Origin of the sequence: Parvibaculum lavamentivorans DS-1 (assembly GCF_000017565.1) — a bacterium.
GTDB lineage: Bacteria > Pseudomonadota > Alphaproteobacteria > Parvibaculales > Parvibaculaceae > Parvibaculum > Parvibaculum lavamentivorans.
Genome location: NC_009719.1, coordinates 1,142,144 through 1,160,303, shown reverse-complemented (window position 1 = coordinate 1,160,303; position 18,160 = coordinate 1,142,144). Strand labels below are relative to the sequence as shown.

At 57.4% G+C, this 18,160-nt stretch carries 15 protein-coding genes; 4 read left to right on the top strand and 11 right to left on the bottom strand.

Going from position 1 to position 18,160, the window contains the following annotated elements; translation table 11 throughout:
• The first annotated feature begins 102 nt into the window (after positions 1 to 102).
• From PLAV_RS05365 to PLAV_RS05355, 3 genes are all read left to right on the top strand, one after another.
• Positions 103 to 798 carry a retropepsin-like aspartic protease family protein gene (locus PLAV_RS05365; protein WP_012109932.1) on the top strand — a complete coding sequence of 232 codons (696 nt, stop codon included), beginning with the start codon at positions 103 to 105 and terminating at the stop codon, positions 796 to 798.
• Positions 799 to 894: 96 nt separating this feature from the next.
• Positions 895 to 2,394: a phosphomannomutase/phosphoglucomutase gene (locus PLAV_RS05360; RefSeq protein WP_012109931.1), complete on the top strand. Its 1,500-nt coding sequence runs from the start codon at positions 895 to 897 to the stop codon at positions 2,392 to 2,394.
• Positions 2,395 to 2,533: 139 nt separating this feature from the next.
• Entirely contained in the window at positions 2,534 to 3,631 is a 1,098-nt protein-coding gene (locus tag PLAV_RS05355; protein WP_012109930.1) for a carboxylesterase family protein, read from the top strand.
• A gap of 103 nt (positions 3,632 to 3,734) precedes the next feature.
• Here the strand turns inward: PLAV_RS05355 and PLAV_RS05350 are convergent, their stop codons facing one another.
• Both PLAV_RS05350 and dusA read right to left on the bottom strand, forming a co-directional pair.
• Positions 3,735 to 4,568, bottom strand: a complete 834-nt coding sequence (locus PLAV_RS05350; protein WP_012109929.1) for a sulfite exporter TauE/SafE family protein — start codon at positions 4,566 to 4,568, stop codon at positions 3,735 to 3,737.
• Between the two features lie 53 nt (positions 4,569 to 4,621).
• Complete coding sequence (dusA, locus tag PLAV_RS05345) at positions 4,622 to 5,593, bottom strand: tRNA dihydrouridine(20/20a) synthase DusA (protein ID WP_041535863.1); 972 nt, start codon at positions 5,591 to 5,593, stop codon at positions 4,622 to 4,624.
• A gap of 165 nt (positions 5,594 to 5,758) precedes the next feature.
• Here dusA and PLAV_RS05340 point away from each other — a divergent pair, with 165 nt between their 5' ends.
• A complete protein-coding gene (locus PLAV_RS05340; protein WP_012109927.1) occupies positions 5,759 to 6,901 on the top strand; it encodes an integrase in 1,143 nt (380 codons plus the stop codon).
• 256 nt (positions 6,902 to 7,157) lie between these two features.
• Here the strand turns inward: PLAV_RS05340 and PLAV_RS05335 are convergent, their stop codons facing one another.
• From PLAV_RS05335 to PLAV_RS05285, 9 genes are all read right to left on the bottom strand, one after another.
• Entirely contained in the window at positions 7,158 to 10,145 is a 2,988-nt protein-coding gene (locus tag PLAV_RS05335; RefSeq protein WP_012109926.1) for a TrlF family AAA-like ATPase, read from the bottom strand.
• A gap of 329 nt (positions 10,146 to 10,474) precedes the next feature.
• Positions 10,475 to 10,768 carry a type II toxin-antitoxin system RelE/ParE family toxin gene (locus tag PLAV_RS05330; protein WP_041535862.1) on the bottom strand — a complete coding sequence of 98 codons (294 nt, stop codon included), beginning with the start codon at positions 10,766 to 10,768 and terminating at the stop codon, positions 10,475 to 10,477.
• A gap of 9 nt (positions 10,769 to 10,777) precedes the next feature.
• The gene (locus tag PLAV_RS05325) at positions 10,778 to 11,020 is read right to left on the bottom strand and encodes a type II toxin-antitoxin system ParD family antitoxin (RefSeq protein WP_012109924.1); all 243 of its coding nucleotides are present in this window, start codon (positions 11,018 to 11,020) and stop codon (positions 10,778 to 10,780) included.
• Between the two features lie 96 nt (positions 11,021 to 11,116).
• Entirely contained in the window at positions 11,117 to 12,304 is a 1,188-nt protein-coding gene (locus PLAV_RS18770) for a hypothetical protein (RefSeq protein WP_012109923.1), read from the bottom strand.
• A 1-nt stretch (position 12,305) separates the two neighbouring features.
• The gene (locus tag PLAV_RS05305; RefSeq protein WP_245545222.1) at positions 12,306 to 14,333 is read right to left on the bottom strand and encodes an ATP-binding protein; all 2,028 of its coding nucleotides are present in this window, start codon (positions 14,331 to 14,333) and stop codon (positions 12,306 to 12,308) included.
• Positions 14,330 to 15,709: an SIR2 family protein gene (locus PLAV_RS05300; RefSeq protein WP_012109921.1), complete on the bottom strand. Its 1,380-nt coding sequence runs from the start codon at positions 15,707 to 15,709 to the stop codon at positions 14,330 to 14,332. The genes PLAV_RS05305 and PLAV_RS05300 overlap by 4 nt, the downstream gene beginning before the upstream one ends.
• A complete protein-coding gene (locus tag PLAV_RS05295; RefSeq protein WP_012109920.1) occupies positions 15,709 to 16,995 on the bottom strand; it encodes a hypothetical protein in 1,287 nt (428 codons plus the stop codon). The genes PLAV_RS05300 and PLAV_RS05295 overlap by 1 nt, the downstream gene beginning before the upstream one ends.
• 4 nt (positions 16,996 to 16,999) lie before the next feature.
• On the bottom strand, positions 17,000 to 17,575 hold the full coding sequence (locus PLAV_RS19765; RefSeq protein ID WP_012109919.1) for a hypothetical protein: 576 nt from the start codon (positions 17,573 to 17,575) through the stop codon (positions 17,000 to 17,002).
• Between the two features lie 17 nt (positions 17,576 to 17,592).
• The gene (locus PLAV_RS05285) at positions 17,593 to 17,823 is read right to left on the bottom strand and encodes a hypothetical protein (RefSeq protein WP_012109918.1); all 231 of its coding nucleotides are present in this window, start codon (positions 17,821 to 17,823) and stop codon (positions 17,593 to 17,595) included.
• Positions 17,824 to 18,160 lie beyond the last annotated feature (337 nt).

Here is an 18,160-nt window from a genome sequence, read left to right as displayed (position 1 = left end):
TGAATTGTTATTCAGCGCAAGCTTACCATGTAAATAAGGCGCCGTCGCTCCCCTGCCAAGCGGAGTTACGAATTTATCACTCCAGCGGGATAGACTTCTTATATGAGGCAGAACAACTGGACCTGGGCGGCGCTCCTTCTTCTCGGATTTGTCGCATTGCTGGCCTTTCTGGCAAACCGCTTTCCAGGCGCGCTGGACGGCGAGGATGCGCGGATGCGGCTGGTGCATGCCGTGCTGCTGCTGGCGCTGGTGGGCGGCAGCCTGGTGCTGGGCTGGCGCGAACGGGCGGGCCTGGCGCTGAAGCAGGCGCTGATATGGATCGCCATCGGCCTCGCCCTTGTTATCGGCTATTCCTACAGCGACGTCTTTCAGGAAACCGGCGGGCGCCTGCGATCTGCGCTGGTGCCCTCCTCTCCCGTCATCGTGGAGCCGGGGACGGCCTATATCTCGCGGGATCTGACCGGACATTTTCATGCCGACGCGCTGGTGGAGGGAACCCATGTGCGCTTTCTCGTGGACACCGGCGCGAGCGACGTGGCCTTGAGCGCGGCGGACGCACAGCGGATCGGCATCGACCTTTCGACGCTGAATTATACCGTGCCCTACAGGACGGCAAACGGCGTGATCCATGCCGCAAGGGTGAAGCTCGACGAGGTGAAGGTGGGCGACATCGCGCTTCGCGACGTGACGGCCTCGATCTCGCGCGAGGGGCTCGATACGTCGCTGCTCGGCATGAGCTTTCTCGGCAGACTTTCCGCAGTGGAGGTTCGCGGCGAGCGGCTGGTGCTGCGGGAATAGAGCCGCCATTCTGCCGCCTCATTCTCCGGTTCAATAGCGGGGAGATATTCGACGGATTTCCGCTATAACCGCCGTATGCATTTCCCTGGAGAGACCATGCCGCTGAAGCCCCGCGCCGACCTGAAGCCCAACACGCTCGAATTCGAGAACCTGCCCCTCGTTTCCCCTAACGGGTTTCGCGAATATGACGCGCGGTGGCTGTTCGAGAAGGAAATCAATCTCGTCGGCGTGCAGGCGCTGGGGCTGGGGCTCGGCACGCTGATCCAGGAGATGGGCGTGGCGCCGCGCATTACGGTCGGACATGATTTCCGCTCCTATTCCGCGTCGATCAAGCAGGCACTCATCATCGGGCTGATGAATGCCGGCTGCGAGGTGCATGATATCGGGCTCGCGCTTTCGCCCGTCGCCTATTTCTCGCAATTCGCGCTCGATGTGCCCTGCGTCGCCATGGTGACAGCGAGCCACAACGAGAATGGCTGGACCGGCGTGAAGATGGGCGCGCAGCGGCCACTCACCTTCGGACCCGACGAGATGACGCGGCTGAAGGAGATCGTGCTTTCGGGCGGCGGCAAGGAGCGCGACGGCGGGCGCTATATCCGCGTCGAAGACATGCGGGAACGCTATATCGCCGACCTCACGGACCGGCCGAAGATCAAACGGAAGCTGCGCGTTGTGGCGGCCTGCGGCAACGGCACGGCGGGCGCCTTTGCGCCGAAGGTTCTCGAAGGCATAGGCGTCGAGGTGATCCCGCTCGATTGCGAGCTGGACTATACCTTCCCGCGATATAATCCGAACCCGGAAGACATGGAGATGCTCCATGCGCTGCGCGACAAGGTGCTGGAGACGGGTGCCGATGTGGGCCTCGGTTTCGACGGCGATGGCGACCGCTGCGGCGTGGTGGACGATACGGGCGAGGAAATCTTCGCCGACAAGGTGGGCGTGATGCTCGCGCGCGATCTTTCCTCGCGGCATGCGAATGCGCAGTTCGTGGTCGATGTGAAATCGACGGGGCTCTTCCTCACCGACCCTGTATTGATCGCCAACGGTGCGAAGACGGATTACTGGAAGACGGGACACTCCTATATCAAGCGGCGCGCGCATGAGCTGAATGCTCTCGTCGGCTTCGAGAAGTCGGGCCACTACTTCTTCAATCCGCCGATCGGGCGCGGCTATGATGACGGGCTCGTCTCGGCCATTGCGATTTGCGACATGCTGGACCGGAACCCGGCGAAGAAGATGTCCGAGCTGCGCGAGGACCTGCCGAAGACATGGGGCTCGCCCACCATGTCGCCCTACTGCCCCGACGAGAAAAAATATGAAGTCGTCGAGCGGATGGTGAAGCTCTTTTCCGGCATGGCCGACAAGGGCGAAAAACTTCTCGGCCAGAAAATCCGCGATGTCGTGACGGTGAACGGCGTGCGCGTGACGACGGAAGACGGGACGTGGGGACTTGTCCGCGCATCGTCGAACAAGCCGGGGCTTGTGGTCGTGGTGGAAAGCCCGGCGTCGGAAGCGAACATGCGGGCCATGTTCGCCGAGATCGACGGACATCTTTCCGCGCAGCCGGAAGTGGGCGAGTACGACCAGAAGATCTAGCCGCATCGCATCGACCGGAGATCATCGCCGCTCACAATGAGGTTCAGGCCTCTGCGTGATTTGAACAGGGGCCGCACTTGCCCTTGCCTGCCCTCCCGGTCACTCTCGTCCGAACGATAAAAGCCGGAGGCTCAGGGCAATGGGCGAGACATCAAGCGACGAACTGATCGACGCCGTCGATGCGCTGCTGCCCGCGCTGTTGCAGGCGATGGAGGCGGTGGCGTTTATCGGGCGGCATCTGCATCCGCCGCTGATCGGAAATCTGGTCGAGCAGATGGAGCCCGTCGCGGCGCGGCTGGCGGAAGCACGGGTGGCATTTGATGCGGCGGCATGGCCGGAGCATCTCACCGCCTTTGCCGAACATGTGCGCGAGGCGGCGGACGAGACGGAGAGGACATTCGCCGGGCTGCGGGCGGCGGGGGACGATCCTTCGGCGGCGGGCGACACGATCTTCGGCACCTACCGGGCGATGCGGCACGGGCCGCGCGCGATGGAGGCGCTTTACCCGGTGAGCGCGATGCTGCCGCCGGTGAGCCGGTTCTTTCTCGAAGGCAGTGCGCGAGACGATGACGCGCTGATCGCCGCACTCGCGGAAGGCGCGGGGCGCGAGGGGACAGGCGTACATCATTTCGGCAATGAGAAGGGACAACGCGGCGGCTTCTCGCTTTATGTGCCGGAGACATATGACGCCGCCCGTGCGCATCCGCTCATCGTTGCATGTCATGGCGGGAGCGGACATGGGCGCGGCTTTCTCTGGACCTGGCTTGCTGAAGCCCGCTCGCGCGGGGCGATCCTCATCAGCCCGACATCGCTCGACACGACATGGTCTCTCATGGAGCCGGATCAGGACCGCGCCTCGCTGGCGCGGATGATGGCGCATGTGGGCGAGCGGTGGCATGTGGATGCGGGCCGCATCCTGCTCACCGGCATGAGCGATGGCGGCACTTTCACCTATCTCGCGGGGCTGGCGGGCGGGCTCTTCACGCATCTCGCGCCGGTATCTGCCGCGTGGCATCCGATGCTGCTGACGATGGCGGCGCCGACGCGGCTTTCGCGCCTCCCCGTCTACATCACGCATGGCGCGCTCGACTGGATGTTCGCCGCCGACATGGCGCGGCTCGCCTATTCCGAACTTTCGGCGGCGGGCGCCGACGTCACCTACCAGGAGATCGCCGACCTGTCGCACACTTATCCGCGCGAGGAGAATGCGCGGATCATGGACTGGTTTCTCTCCTAGAGCGGTTTCGCTTTTCTCCGAATCGCGAAACCGCTCCAGGTCTTCAGGTTTGTCGCGTTTCCGACGGCGAACCGGCTTCCACTTCGCCTGGAAACGCTTCTGATCAGCCGAACAGGCGCCAGAACATCTGCAGCGAGGTGAGCGCGAGGAAGAACGCGAAGGCACGGATGAGCGCCTTGGGACTGATCGCATGCGCGAGCGCGGCGCCCCAGGGCGCGGCGAGAACGGAAAGCGGCGCGATGAGCGCCATGCCGATCAGGTTCACATAGCCGAGGCTGAATGGCGGCAGGAGCGGATCGTTCCAGCCCGCCCAGACGAAACCGACGACGGCAGGGACCGCGATCAGCACGCCGAGACCGGACGAGGTGGCCACGGCCTCGCGCGGATTTTTGCCGTAGAGCGTCATGAAGCTGACCGCGAAGGTTCCGCCGCCGATGCCCATCAGCGCGGAGAGAACGCCGATGACACCGGCGACGGAATATTGCGCGGGCTTGCCCGGCAGCTCAGTGCCGAGGCGCCAGCTTTCCTTGCCGAAGGCGAGATTGGCGGCGACGACGAGCGCGATGGTCGCGAAGACGGCCGTCAGCACATCGCCGCTGACATAGGCCGCGATCAGCGTGCCGCAGCCGACGCCGACGAGAATGGGCAGCGCCCAGTTCTTCAGCATGTCCCAATCGACCGCGCCTTTTTTCGCATGCGCGCGAACGGAGCGGATGGAGGTGAGGATGATGGTGCCGAGCGATGTGCCGACGGCGAGATGCATGCGCACCGCCTCGTCGATACCGAGCAGCGTGAACACCTGATAAAGAACGGGCACAATGACGATGCCGCCACCAACGCCGAGAAGACCGGCAAGGACGCCGGCGATTATGCCCGTTGCGAGCAGGCCCCCGGCGAAGGGGGCGAGTTCCATCAGCGTCATCGCTTCGATATTCATGACTCGTTACTTTCGATTGACCCGGCGAAGGGAACGACCGCCGGTGCCGCCCGCTAGCGCGCCACGGCGAGAGGAAGAGCAGTTTCATCCGGATCGCGCACCAGCGCCATCGCCTCGCGGATCACCTCCGCGCCCGCACCGGGACGCGGCGCATTTTCGGAGATATGGCGGCGGAAGGCGCGGGCGCCGGGGCAACCCTGGAAGAGACCCAGTATATGCCGTGTCATCGCATGGAGATGTGTTCCATGCGCCATTTCTTCTTGTACATAAAGCACGAATCCCTCCAGCACCTCATGACGGCTCGGCACATCGTGACCGTCGCCATAGAAGCGGCGGTCGGCCTCGGCGAGAATATAGGGGTGCTGATAGGCGGCGCGGCCGAGCATTACGCCATCGACATGGGCGAGATGCGCTTCGGCTTCGTCGAGCGTTGCGATGCCGCCATTGATGATGATTTCCATATCCGGCATCGCCTGCTTGAGGCGGTAGACCAGCGGATAGTCGAGGGGCGGCACGTCGCGGTTTTCCTTCGGCGATAGACCTTCGAGCCAGGCCTTGCGCGCATGGACGATGAGGGTTTCGCAGCCAGCGCCACGGACGGCCTTCGCCATGGCGGGCAGCGCCTCTTCCGGCTCCTGCTCATCGACGCCGATGCGGCACTTCACCGTGACCGGAACGGAGACCGCGTTTTTCATCGCTTCGACGCAGCGCGCGACCAGGTCCGGCTCGCGCATGAGACAGGCGCCGAAACGGCCAGACTGCACACGGTCGGACGGGCAGCCGACATTGAGGTTGATTTCGTCATAGCCGAAATCAGCCGCGATGCGGGCGCTCTCCGCGAGGTCCGCCGGCTCCGAGCCGCCGAGCTGTACCGCGACCGGATGTTCGGAGAGGTCGAACTTGAGCAAGCGCTCACGAGGCCCATGCAGTATGGCGCCGGTCGTCACCATCTCCGTATATAGAAGTGAGCGGCGCGTGATGAGGCGCAGGAAGTACCGGTCATGCCGGTCCGTCCAGTCCATCATAGGGGCGATCGCGATCTTTTTTACTCGTGTTTTCAACGACTTATGCTATCCTCTCAGGGACTTAAACGTGAACGTGTGCGCTGCGTGTGCACTCAAAAACGCCCAAATTTTCTCTGTTTGTACCTCTCTGTGCACACATAGTGCACATGAAATGACCCGGGATCGATGGCGACCGTCAAAAAGCTTCCCTCCGGCAACTGGCGTGTGCAGGTCCGGCGCAAGGGACGATATATCGCCGAGACCTTCCGCCGACACAAGGAGGCGGAGGCATGGGCCCTCGATATGGAACGCCGCATCGACCAGGGCGAAGTTCCCAGTTCCCGCACGCGAAAAAAACCGACCACATTCGGCGATCTGATCGACCTGCATCTCGCCGCGCTTCAGGAGGTTGGCCGGTCCCCTCGCCGCTCCAAGGCGTTCACGCTGGATGCGCTCAAGGCGAAGCTCGGCAAGGTTCGAATGGCCGACCTCAATCGCGAGCGCCTGATCCGCTTCGGCAAGGAGCGGCTCAAGGAAGGCGCCGGTCCCGTAACCGTCGGCATGGACCTGTCATATATAAAGACCATCATCACGCATGCGGCGGCGGTTCACGGGATCGCCGTCTCGCCCGAAGCGGTCGACCTTGCCCGTACCGCGCTCAAACATCTTGGTGTCGTTGGCCGTAGCCGGTCGCGCGACCGGCGGCCGACAGCAGACGAACTCAAGCGCCTGATTGCGTATTTCGACGCAAACCCTCGCCAGCTCATACCGCTTGCGCGGATTATTCGCTTCGCCGTCGCGACGGCGATGCGGCAGGACGAAATTTGCCGAATCCGTTGGGGCGACATCGACGCAGACACGAGAACCGTCCTCATCCGTGACCGGAAGGATCCCCGCGAGACGGATGGAAACGATCAGAAGGTGCCACTTCTCGCCGCCACGGGCTTCGATGCATGGGCCATTCTTCGGGAGCAAAAAACAGCAGTCGCAAAAGGCGATCGCATCTTCCCGTACAATGCACGCTCGGTTGGCACTGCGTTCCGGCGCGCCTGTCGCGACCTGAAGATAGAGAACCTGCACTTCCACGATTTGCGCCATGAAGGCGCAAGCCGCCTCTTCGAAGCTGGCTTTACCATCGAGCAGGTCGCACTGGTCACGGGGCATCGCGACTGGAAGATGCTGAAGCGCTATACCAACTTGCGGCCCGAACATCTCCACCGCTTCGACACGCCGCGTGCGCCTGCCGCTCCCGGGCCGACCGGAGAACGGAGTCCGTGGGCGGCACTAGCGACGATGGAAGCTGCCTCAAAGAGCACAAATGAGGGGTAGGTTTCAATCGCAGGCTAGATTACGTTGGAGACTATGCCACGTGCGGCCGTTGTTGTCGGCCGCCAGACAGGCAACATAGATGCGCATCTCTCCTTTGTTCCGCATCTTTTGTTTCCCTCCTCTTGGGTCACGGTTTGGCGAAACCCTAAGCCCGCGCGAGGGATCGAAGCCGAACGGCCGAGACCGCCGCAAGGCGGGTTCGGTTCACGAGAGCCCGGCCCAAGGGCGCGCCAGCCACGCGTCGCGACAACCGCGGTTATTTGATCTGATATGCCAATCGCCGTTGAACAAAGGCCGGCCTAGAGCCTTCGAGGATTCGAACGATAACCTCGTTGGTCCTAGGATTCTCAATAGCCCCGGTCTCATACGAAAATTCGTAGTTCGCATGCTTCTTCAGGGTCACATAGAGAATCTGCTCTGCGTCCGCGCCAATCGCCAGGTTGGGATTGTGTGTGACGAGGATCACTTGCCGCGCCTTCTTCGCTTCGCGTATGCACGAGGCCAGCACCAAAAAGATGCTCTCGTTGTCCAGATTGTCCTCCGGCTGATCGATTATCAGCGGAGTCTTCTCCTTGTCGAGGTGCAAATAGAAAACCAGTAGCAATAAACCCTTCTCGCCGGGAGACAGCTGATTTAGATTCTTGTTTCCGAGCCGCAGCTCGTATCTCGCGTCAAAATATTCAAACGAGAAGAGATAGTCGTACAGTTCCTTTATGTCCTTTACCTGCGGCTCGACAGGGGCGCTCCTGATTTCCTGAATTAGATTTTCAGCAAACGCAAACACGCTATCGAAGTCGTCCCACGCCACATCGGCGGCCATGCTCTGAAATTTTGCACTGCCGTCTTCTGATCCGCGAAATTCGCCGCGTACTTTCTGGTTGATGTGCCCCAAGAAATCTTCTTCCAGAGAGTGGCTAGGAACGAAAGACGCGTCGATGGTCACGGCAAACTCAGAGGAGCTGACGATTGCCAGGCGCTCTTCAACGCTTGCCTTGAGAGCTTCATAAAACTGCCTGACTTTCTTCTTGCTCTCGAATACAGACTTGACAATTTTCTTCCGCTCTTCGCGCTTCTGCGTGAGCTGCGCGGGCAGCGCCGTGTCGATATGGGCTATTCTTTTCTCAAGAGCACGGATAGTGCCAGGCTTCGGGTCTTCCTCATCGCCAAGGATATCCCGTTCTTTTTCATCAATTTCCTTATTTGCCTGCAAGAAGCTCTGATACCGCCGTTGCGGCGCAGACAGGGTTTCCCGAAGCGTCTGAATCTTGCTCGCTACAAACGTGTATGCGCCGCGCAGGTCAGGTACGCTCGCAATCTTCTTGAGGTCGATATCATCGGAAAACTCGGTGACGGTCGCAATCTCAAGGGACGCTATCTCTGCGCTAACAGTTCCGATTTTCTCGTTTACTGTCGAGAGGTCGGTTTGGTGGGTGACAATCTCCTCGACATTCAGCCCCAGCTCATCGCATTTGACTTTCAGCGCTTCTTTTTCAACACGCACCCGATCGCCCAGGGAAAGAACCGACTCTTTGAGGGATGTGAGCTTATGAAGCGTTTCCTTCAGATTTGAGAGCCTCTCGACCGAGATTTTTCCGCGCTCGCTCAAATCGCTGAGAAGAGCACTTGTCTCAGCGATCTGAGAGGCAACCTTCTGCTGCTCCTCCGATTCACTTGGAGGTTCGGCAACCGGTTGGGGACGCGAGGCATTGAGAACCCGGCGCTCTTCATTCTTCGCGTTGAGCTGCTGCTCAAGGGCCTTTTTGAAAGCGGGATCAGCTTGCTTTTCGAGTGATACGATCTCGATATTCAGCTCGCGAAGCCGTGTTTTGAAAGCGCTGATATCGCTCTTGCTTTGAGCGGTTTTGAGGTCTTGGAGCTCATCGAAGTTCGACGTTCCCATACGATCGGCTTCATCGACATGGGAGAAAACGACTTCTTCGATTTCCTTGCGGAGTGCCTTGACCTCAATCTCATTGGTGAGGCTCTCAAAGTAATTCTGGGGTAGATATTTCACATACTCGGGCTTGGAGCGATCAACGGAATCGCTGAGTACTTTCTTGGTAGGCGCGCCGCCGCTTTGCCACTGCACCGTCGCCTCAAAGTTCTCTGCATATCCCGGACGACGAAACTTCCGGTTTCGCGGATCGTCAGTGAGAAATGAAAAATGCGTGTCCTGCCGAGACTCCCCCAGCAGTCCAAGAATGTCCGCTATCGCACTCTTTCCGCTGCCCTTATTCCCGACGATTGCAGTCAGCTCAGGATTGAATGGAATAACGACATTCTTGAACCACTTGCCGTTTCGCTCGTCGTAGCCTTGCTTCTGATTCACCCTCAGTTCCGCGATAAAGCGCGTGCCCTCCCGGTCCTGTCGGACCAAAACCGGCGGCCTTTCGCCGATGTATATCCGGCCGGCCGGTTCAAAGAGAGTCTGGCGCAACCCGCTAAAGGTAGGGTCGGCCTTGATCCAGGTAGGCTCGAAATTGGGTTCATCGCCTGAAAGACGTTTCAGGTCGTCCGGCGAATGCACATCGCTTCCCGAGAAAACCGGCTTGGGTTTCGACACAGCGCCGCCTTCATACCGCTCCTTACTGAGAAACCATTCGACATTCTTTGCACTGCCAAAGAACGCGTGGCTGGCCTTATCAAGTTCATCAGATATTGACCGGCTACGCGGTGACTTTGTGTCTACGCTTTTGAGGCCGTCGTTGTTGGCAGCCGTCACAATAATATAGGGCTGATCGTCGCCAAACGTTTCCCGCAGTGCTTCCGCAAGCGTTACAATGCTGACGGTTGCAGAGACGTAATCCTGTTCGGTCAACTCAGAGCAACGGACGGTCGCTCCTGTTCTGCTGGTCTTATGTGTTTTCAAAACCGAGAAGAGGACTTCCAGCTTTTCTTTGGGGCACTTGGAGAGGTCGTTGTCAAATATGACGTGCGTATGGACGTTTTTTCCGGTCTTACTAATTGTTTCAGTAAGCCTGAATTCGACGTTGGGAAAGAACACTTTTGTGCCGTCCGGATAGGCAGCGTGGTATTTCTCGACGAGCAAGAAATAGTTGTCATACGAAAAATAGTCGGTGATCCCGAAAACCTGTACATCCGATTGTTCGAGTGCCTCAAGGTAGGCGCTCCACACGGCATCGGTAGGCTCACCAAAACCGCTAGAAAGCTTCGTTCCGGGCGTGTGCAGATGAAGATCCCAACGCGTCCATATAGAACCTTCTTTTCTATGTTTTTCACTCATCAGGCTCTAATTCCTCATAAATTCATTCGATAAAAGGCATGCTAAAATAAGTACTCAGACACGCCGATGCCCAGCGCATTAACCGCAAGTCTGGCACATTCAATCCGGGTACAGAACTTATTTTTGACTTCCGTTTGAACCTTGCAAGGCACAAACCGTAAACTCGGCGACAGCCGCGTATGGAACGCTCCCATGCCTGTTGCTTCCGGGCCAATTCATAAAGCCTGAAGCAACAATCAACCTCAAAAGGTAGATCGCGAAAAAAGTCTCTTGAAGGGAATCAATAGAGTCCAAGGCGCAATAGCAGTGATGCTCTTGCAGCGACCTGGCTAGATCGGGCTGGCGTCCCAATCTTCACGGGAATGGCGCACCCGCAATATCAGCACGTCGTCGTTTTCTTCGATCAGGTAAATGATGATGTGAACGCCGAGCGGATGACAGCGGACGGGCGGCGTGATTTCCAGGCGCTCTCTGGCGGCTCTTGGATTCGCCGAAAGAAAGTCAAACGCCTGCTCAAGCCGTGCATGATAGGTCTCAGCCTGAGCAGCGCCGAACAGCACTACACCTTGCTGATATACCGTGATGATGTCTTCTTCTGCCTTGCGGGCGAGTCTATATACCATCGCCCGCCACTATGAACGCGTCGCACGTTGCCGTGCTTCGTTCAGAATATCGTCCATAGATTTGTCGCTGACACCGCTTTCAAGCGCTTGCGTCACCAGCACCTGCATATGAGAAATCTTGTCCTGCCGCTCCTGATCGCGGCGGATCAGGTCGCGAACATAGTCGCTCGCATTGCTGTAGCGTCCGGTCTCAGCCTGCGCTTCAACCCAATCCTTCATAGGGTCGGGGAGTGATACATTCATTGTAGCCATGACAGACCTCCTACTAACAATATCATGGCATAAATTGGCAAAGTTTGTCAATTTGTAAATAGATGGCATTGATCTAGATAGTGCAAACCGGAGACGCTAACTCTCCGAATCTGCCAGTAGCCTTTCCAGCGCAGCAATATTCCGAGCCTTCTCAACTCGGCCTTGGACGCTCTTAAAAACGGGATCTTTCCGGCTCGCTTTTTGGAAATTTTCCTTGGTCCGCTTGTCCACGAAGGTGATGTCGGCATAGGGCGCTAGGCATCCCAGATACCTGTCGGTCAATTCGCTGCCTTTACGCTCGGCTGTATCTTGCCGATACGTTCTCAATCCTTCCTGAACGACACAACTCGGCGTGCGCTCCATGGCGCATCGCGCCCTGAGGTCGGCCAGCGGTAGGCCGAGTACCCCCGCAGCTACTTCGAGCTGGCGGCAAAACGTTGCCAAAGCCTCCAAGTCACGCATGGTGGCATCCGGAGGCAGGGCGTCTGGGTCAACCCCGAACAATTGGGCAATTTGATCGACCAAATCTACAGCGCTGTGCTCATCAAGCTGCGCACCTTTCTCAAGCACATCCTGAAAGAAGGACGATGTATGTGCGCGGATATCGCCCATCCGCTTGTCTCCGCGCTCATTGATTTCGCCGACCAGCTTTGTTCGCATCGCATCTAGTACGCGCACGGAGTCGCCGGAGTTTCTTTTCTGTCCAGCCCGAAAGGTACTGAGCTTGACATCGCTCATGTCGAACACATCGGCATGCTGGGTCGCGATAATTTCTCTGTGTCGTTGCGCCCGATAAATCGCTAGTGCGCGCAACTCATCTAGGAAAGGCAAGCAGCCGCCTATGGCGTCCCGCCCGCTGCCGAACAAAAACATTTTCTCTTTAGCGGCATCCCGAACTTGAAGAAGAGACATAGTGGGGGAGCGCAATTGCGCTTCAGCCTCTGCAACCAGAATGTCAAGCACACCACCCAGCCCCAGCGCTCCGCCATGATCGCGAATCCACACAACATGACTAAGGCTTGCAAGAAACTTGATTCTGGCGTCCACCAATGCGTCATCGGCATGCTGAATCAACTCATCAAAGTGGTGGATAGACAGCAGCAGGACATAGCCTTGCTCTAGAAGTCTGGCTTCAAACTTCCTTGTACGGGCTTGCGTCTTTTGAGACCGGCGAAAACCCGCAAGCTCGGAGAAATGACTCGTATCGAGAACCAGCAGGCGCAAAGGCTGGCCCAAAGAACCTGTCTGACCATTATCTTCCCGCTTTCCCGCGTCAGCCTTCACGCTATTCGTCCTCGACGCCCCATGCCGACATGACTTCCTTCAACGGGAAGGGCTTTGGCTTACTCCAATCCGCGAACGGCGCAGCAGTTGTGCTCCATGGTTGCTGCGCCGGAATCTTGACCTGCACACGAGCGGGTACATGTACTGCACTCCCGAAGACTATCGCCTCGCCTGACCCAAGTACGGTTACCTGGTCGAGCAACCGCTGCGCCTGCCGGGGAAGAATGCGCTTGAGGTGATCGATATCATCGGGATTTTGCAGACGATGAGAGAAAAAATTCGCACATTGACTGATTATCGTCGGGCTAATTTCGCTAGGACGCTGGCTCGCAACGACCAAGGACAAACCGAATTTTCGCCCTTCTTTCGCTACACGTTCGAAAGCTTTTCTCGAAAGAACTTGCCCTCTGTCTTCGCCCTGGCGCGACGGGCGGGCATAATTGTGAGCCTCTTCCAGAACAAGAAGCCAAGGATTGCTGTATCTGCTGCCCGCCGGGAGTTTCTCCCTTGCCTCCAGAAGCACTCTGCCGACTACGGCGCAGATAAAAGGCAAGACCTCGTGGGACATCATCGAGAGGTCCAGAACTGTGACCTTAGATGCTCCGGCTTCAAAGCCTAGACTCCTGAACCAGTCTGCGGCTGACTTAATTCCAAGCTGGTCGTAATTGATCAGCGAGGACCACCGACGGTCCGCAAGGCGCGCCTTGAGCCTCATGCGAAGTGTCGTCAGATGCTGTTCGATCTGAGGAGCTTCCTCCTGCGAAGCAGCAGCGGCGAGTGTCGCTGTGTTACCTAGCACTCCGGCTGAAAAGTAGATCGGTGTATCGCCGCTGTGAACCTTTGCTTCTCCGGCATTCTCCGCAGGACGAGCTTCTTCGATCCGAGGAGATAGCGCACGAAGAGCGTTATCTATCACAACCGGGTTGGTCACTGGTGCTCCATAGAAGTTGACATACTCACCCGACTGCTGACGAGCAAGATACTCCCTCATAGCACCATCTAGTTCGGACTTATCAATTCCAGAACCTTCAAGAAAACTGCTAATAGCGAGATATCGATCCCGGGCTATATTCTTAGAAAGACCGCTGAGAGGGTACATCAACTGGATTGCGGCAAGTGCCTCCCCTAAAAAATCGGACTCGGTGCGCCCTCCCTCTGGAGTCCGCCCTTTTAAAAAAGCCCACCATGCTTTCAGTACCGGCTGCTGCGTTTGTTCGGACGCGCTAAGCCATTCGCATGCTTCTTCTGAATTCATGAGCCAGATCGGAACGGACCATTCCTTCCCGTTCACATAAATCCGGTTAGGTTCGCGCGCATAGCCACTTTCCTTTTCAGAAAGAAAGGCGTTGGCATACTCACCGTTGATATCAAGAATGAAGATATGAGGGTCAATTCCCTTTACCGACATTACCTTCTCATTGTCGATAATCCCGCGTAATAGACTAGCAACCGTGTATGACTTACCCGATCCGGTATTGCCGACGATTGCCAGCGGCCTGGAGAACAGGTCGTTAAAAGAGGCTTTGACCTTGTTGTTCTCGTCGCCAGTCTGGTGTCCAACCTCCAGCGCATAGTCAAAGTCACTATCCCCCCAGTCTTGAGGACGATTCCGCGCTGGCGGATCGCCAAATATGCTGTGGAGAAGCTCAGGGCTTGCAACTTCAGCCGGGGTGTCGAGTGTCGGTAGAACCGTAATGCCGGTATCGAATTTCCACTTCTTCGTCGACGTGGGCCCCACAGTCCCCAGCAACTGAATCGAGGCAATTCTTCGCGGCTTGATCAGTTCAAGGGAAAGCTCTTCATCTTGCGTGGGGTCATAGGTCTCTCGCGCCTCCAGATCAGACAGGCTGCCTATCGCGTGCACGCCCGCCCCCAAATCGAAAGTCAAAAATGAGTTGATGGCAACGGCACGGTGCGCACCGTCGAGCGTAGCGCGCGTCGAAGACTTCGTTTCCGGCGAAAGTTCCACCTTGAGGCGAAAGCCACTTACAGACACGACATGCCCAATGACCCGTGTCTGCTCCATCATGCCCCCGACTTCTGATCGTCGGACTCTTGCTTCTTCAGTTGACCTTCGAAAGTCCGCAGCCGCTTGTAGTCCTCCAACCATTTAACATCGGGCATCACATTTCGGGCAAAGTCGGAAAACGTAGCCACCTGATACGAGCACTTGCCTCCCCCGGCCAACCGTTCGGTTAGCACAAAGGCACGCTGTCCCAGACTCTGGTACTTACGAATTTTGGAGATGATGACCGATTCCGGATTTGGCTCAACAACCAGCATCACCAAGGACGGGTTCATCAGAGCCGTCTCGATAATTCGCGTCACGTGATCGTCTCCGAACCCATAGCCCAGAACTATAAAGAAGGTCTGGGGTTGGTTCAGTCGAACATGGAATAGACGAAACAGATGCGCATATGGCATGTCGAGCGTATGCGTAAACTTCTGGCTGGTTGGCAAAATGCCCAATGGCGCAAGAGAAGAAAACTCCGGCTGCGCCAGCAGCTTTGCCTTTCCCGCTGTATCCGCTCCACGATACGCCCGCGCAAAGCTCAGATCGCGATGCCGCGCTCGAACGTCACCGGTGTCATCGACTTCCCAGTGAATAGAACCGTGCAGTTTGTAGAACTGGAGAAATTTGTCGAAGCGCCGAACCCTGCCTTCAGCGACATCACCGGGATAATAGACATCGAGCCCATAGACGGCAGGATCAAACCGCGCACTGGCTCTACCGGTGAAGCCATCGAAATACTGTATTCCCAGTTCCTCCATAGCCTGCTCGAAGAGAGTATCGTAGTTGAGCGTAAAGAGATGCGTCCGCCCCAGTGTCGCATCTCGTGCCACCAGCTTTGCAAGGAACGGGATATGACCGGAGGAGACCGTGGTCGAACCGGCAGATGCAGATAACTCCGTCCGATCCAGTTCGAGGGCGCATTCGGCAAAAATGGCCCGCTGCAAAAGCGCTGTCAGTTTATCTGCTGCTTTGGTGGGTAGGTCGCTGTCATCCTTCCAGCGAACAGATTTGATAGGAGACTTTTCGTCCGAAGTCAGATGCGAGACGTTGAAGACATAGCTAAGCCAGTCCTCGAATCCCCCTCCGCCAAAATCGTTCTTCTTCTTCCAGTCTATGACCGCTTTTGCTTCGGCGGCGAGCTCGCATTTCTCAACCGCATCCAGTACAAGGCATTCGAGATTGTTGTCCGCTGGTCCGGACATGATCCTTCCGCCTGCGCCGACCGAAGTGCCGGCTGCTGTGAGAACGACGACGTTCTCCATCCGCAGCCAATCCGCCAACAACGCCTGAATCCGGCGCGTTCCCTCTTCAACGTTCTTTCCAGCAAGAAGGTCATCCGGTTCGCCCGCGGATGCAGGTGAAATGAGACTGTACGGGCAAGCGTCATCCATCACGCCGCTGCCTCCTCACCACCAACGACGTCAGCCATCTTGATGCGCTCGCGCGCCCAACGCTTGGCGATGGAAAGGCTTTGCTTGTAATCGTCTGCCGCCATTGAGAGGGACTCTGGCGAGGTTGCCGCATCCAGATCGTCGCTGGACCAATCGTCAGCCTCACGCTTGCTTATCGCGTAACAGGTGGCTTTTCCGACACGGAAGGCCATCGAGCGCCGAGAAGCCTGTAGCGCGGCATTTCGTACAAGCTCCGGCTCACCCTCGGCGGCCAATTCAGCAGCAAGTTCGGCGGCCATCCGCTCTGCGACCGGATAAAGGCCATTGATGAAGAGCGTTTGCGCTTCCTTGTAATAGCGCCCAGCACGGCCCTTTATGTTTTTGGAATCGATTTCTTCGGGATCGATCAGCATCTCAATCTGGGGAACACGCTCAAGCGCTTGCGAAGCCTTGGCAAGCTTTGCCCCTTCGGGGGCTTTCCTGATTTTCTTGTTTGTTGCACGCCTTGATGCTCGTGACCGCTGTTCCCCGTCGAGTAGCTCGATATCGTCCAAGGACAAATCCGCTTCGAATGAGGTGGGAACAGACTGGTCTTGTCCTTCGCTTTCCGGTCTTACCGGGAAAGCGCTGGTGGACCTGGATTGAGTTAGCGTCGCAGTCGGAACTTTGAACTCGTCCAGGAGATCTTGAAGGTCGCGCTGGAGATCATCGAGATTCTCGTCCGAACCCGGCGATTCCGCCTTCACGACCTCCTTCACCCAATCCGGCATAAGCTCGCGCACGAAGAGCGAGAAGTCGTCCGCAGTCGCGGGAGAGCGATCCTCCGGCCAAACTACGCCATCGCGATACTGGTTCGGCAAAACCATATCGCTGGGAAGACTGATCTCGACAGTCAGAACTTTAGAGCCGAAGGGAATGCCGAAGTTGGGTGCAACCGCAGACCATCCTTTTTTGGTCTTGAAATCGTATCTCTCCCCTTTGTGGATCAACGCGCAAAATGTTGTCGATGCCGTGGCTGGGTTCGCCCGAGCGCTCAGCGTATGGCTTGAGTTCTCGTGCTTCGGGTCGTGAATGTAGTGAACACGGATTCCGCTGTCAGGGTCTTCAACCCATTCGTGGTTGGGCAGCTTGTCCATAACGGCGCTCAGCGGTTTCAGCGTTCTACTGCGGCCCGTCTCGTCTTTGCCGCCGCCTTTCGTCATTGAGACGTCGATCAGCACCTCGACGCCGGGAGAGAACTCCGCAAAGCGTCGGAAGATTGTCGTGGCGATGTAGCTGCGATCCACCGACTTAACCTTTGCCAAGGGGCTCGGCAACGGTGTCGTGATCCTCACTCTCACCGTAGAGCACCACCTCGGTCCAGTCATAGCTGGCGTCGTGCCCTTCTGCTTCGACGACATCGGTAACGTCATAGACTGTATCGGACTTCCCTCCGGGCAATTCGACGGCATAGCGGACATATGTCTCCTCTTCGTCGTCGTAGCCAATGATGATTTCGTGGACCTCCCCGTCCTTGCAGGACCGGTATCTTATCCCATGGCTCGACATCGTCAGACCCGAGACCTTCGCCCCGATCCCGAAATTCCCATCAAGGGCCATATCTTTGTTGATGGAGGAAGAAAGGTCTGTCGCCAGCTTGAGTTCAGCAGCGCTCATACCGATACCGGTATTCCAGAACGCCAGCTTTCGAACGCCGCCTATATCGACCGGATAGATTTTGATCTTCCGATTACCGGACGCGGCAAGCGCCGCATTCTCATCGGCATTCTTGAAAAACTCGCGCACCAGCGTGCCGGTCGGCGCTTGCTGAATGAGCCGGTTTACCAGGAACTTTCTGTCGCGAATGCTGAGCGGTTCGGCTTTCATGCCGTCTCCCTTTAGCTCTACAGTTTAAATTTATCAGAAGAGCCGCCCACGGACGGCTCAAATTTCCGCTCTGTTTCGCTAACCGCGTCCCTCAGAGCCTTGATGATTTTCTTCACATCAGCGTCGCTGTACTCGTAAGCACGGCGATTGGAGAGGTTGCCGAGCTTACGGATGGCCTCCAGAGCCAACTGGGTTCTGCTCTCGGCAAGCCGAACAAACTTCTCACGCTTTTCACCGTTCTTGGACATTTCCGCCTCACTCAACTCCGCATCTGCATGCTTCACATATAAAAATTCGCATAAAAGGAGTCAATAACTTTCCGAATTTCTTCAAAATATGCGGATATTTTTTGCAAATGAGACATGAAATTCGAAGAGATTTCACCTCATGGATGAGAGCTATTGCAGTGGAAACGAGACGGAAATCGGCTGATATCGCTACCCAAAAAGGCAAACAGGCGCTGCGCTCCAGCACGCATCATGCTGGCCTGCGATCCAACTGCGGCAAAGTTGGTCTGGGGTGTCGGGGGCACGAAGGCCCTGCCGACCGGTGGTGCAGCGGCCGAACGTCTGCGAGTGGATCGAA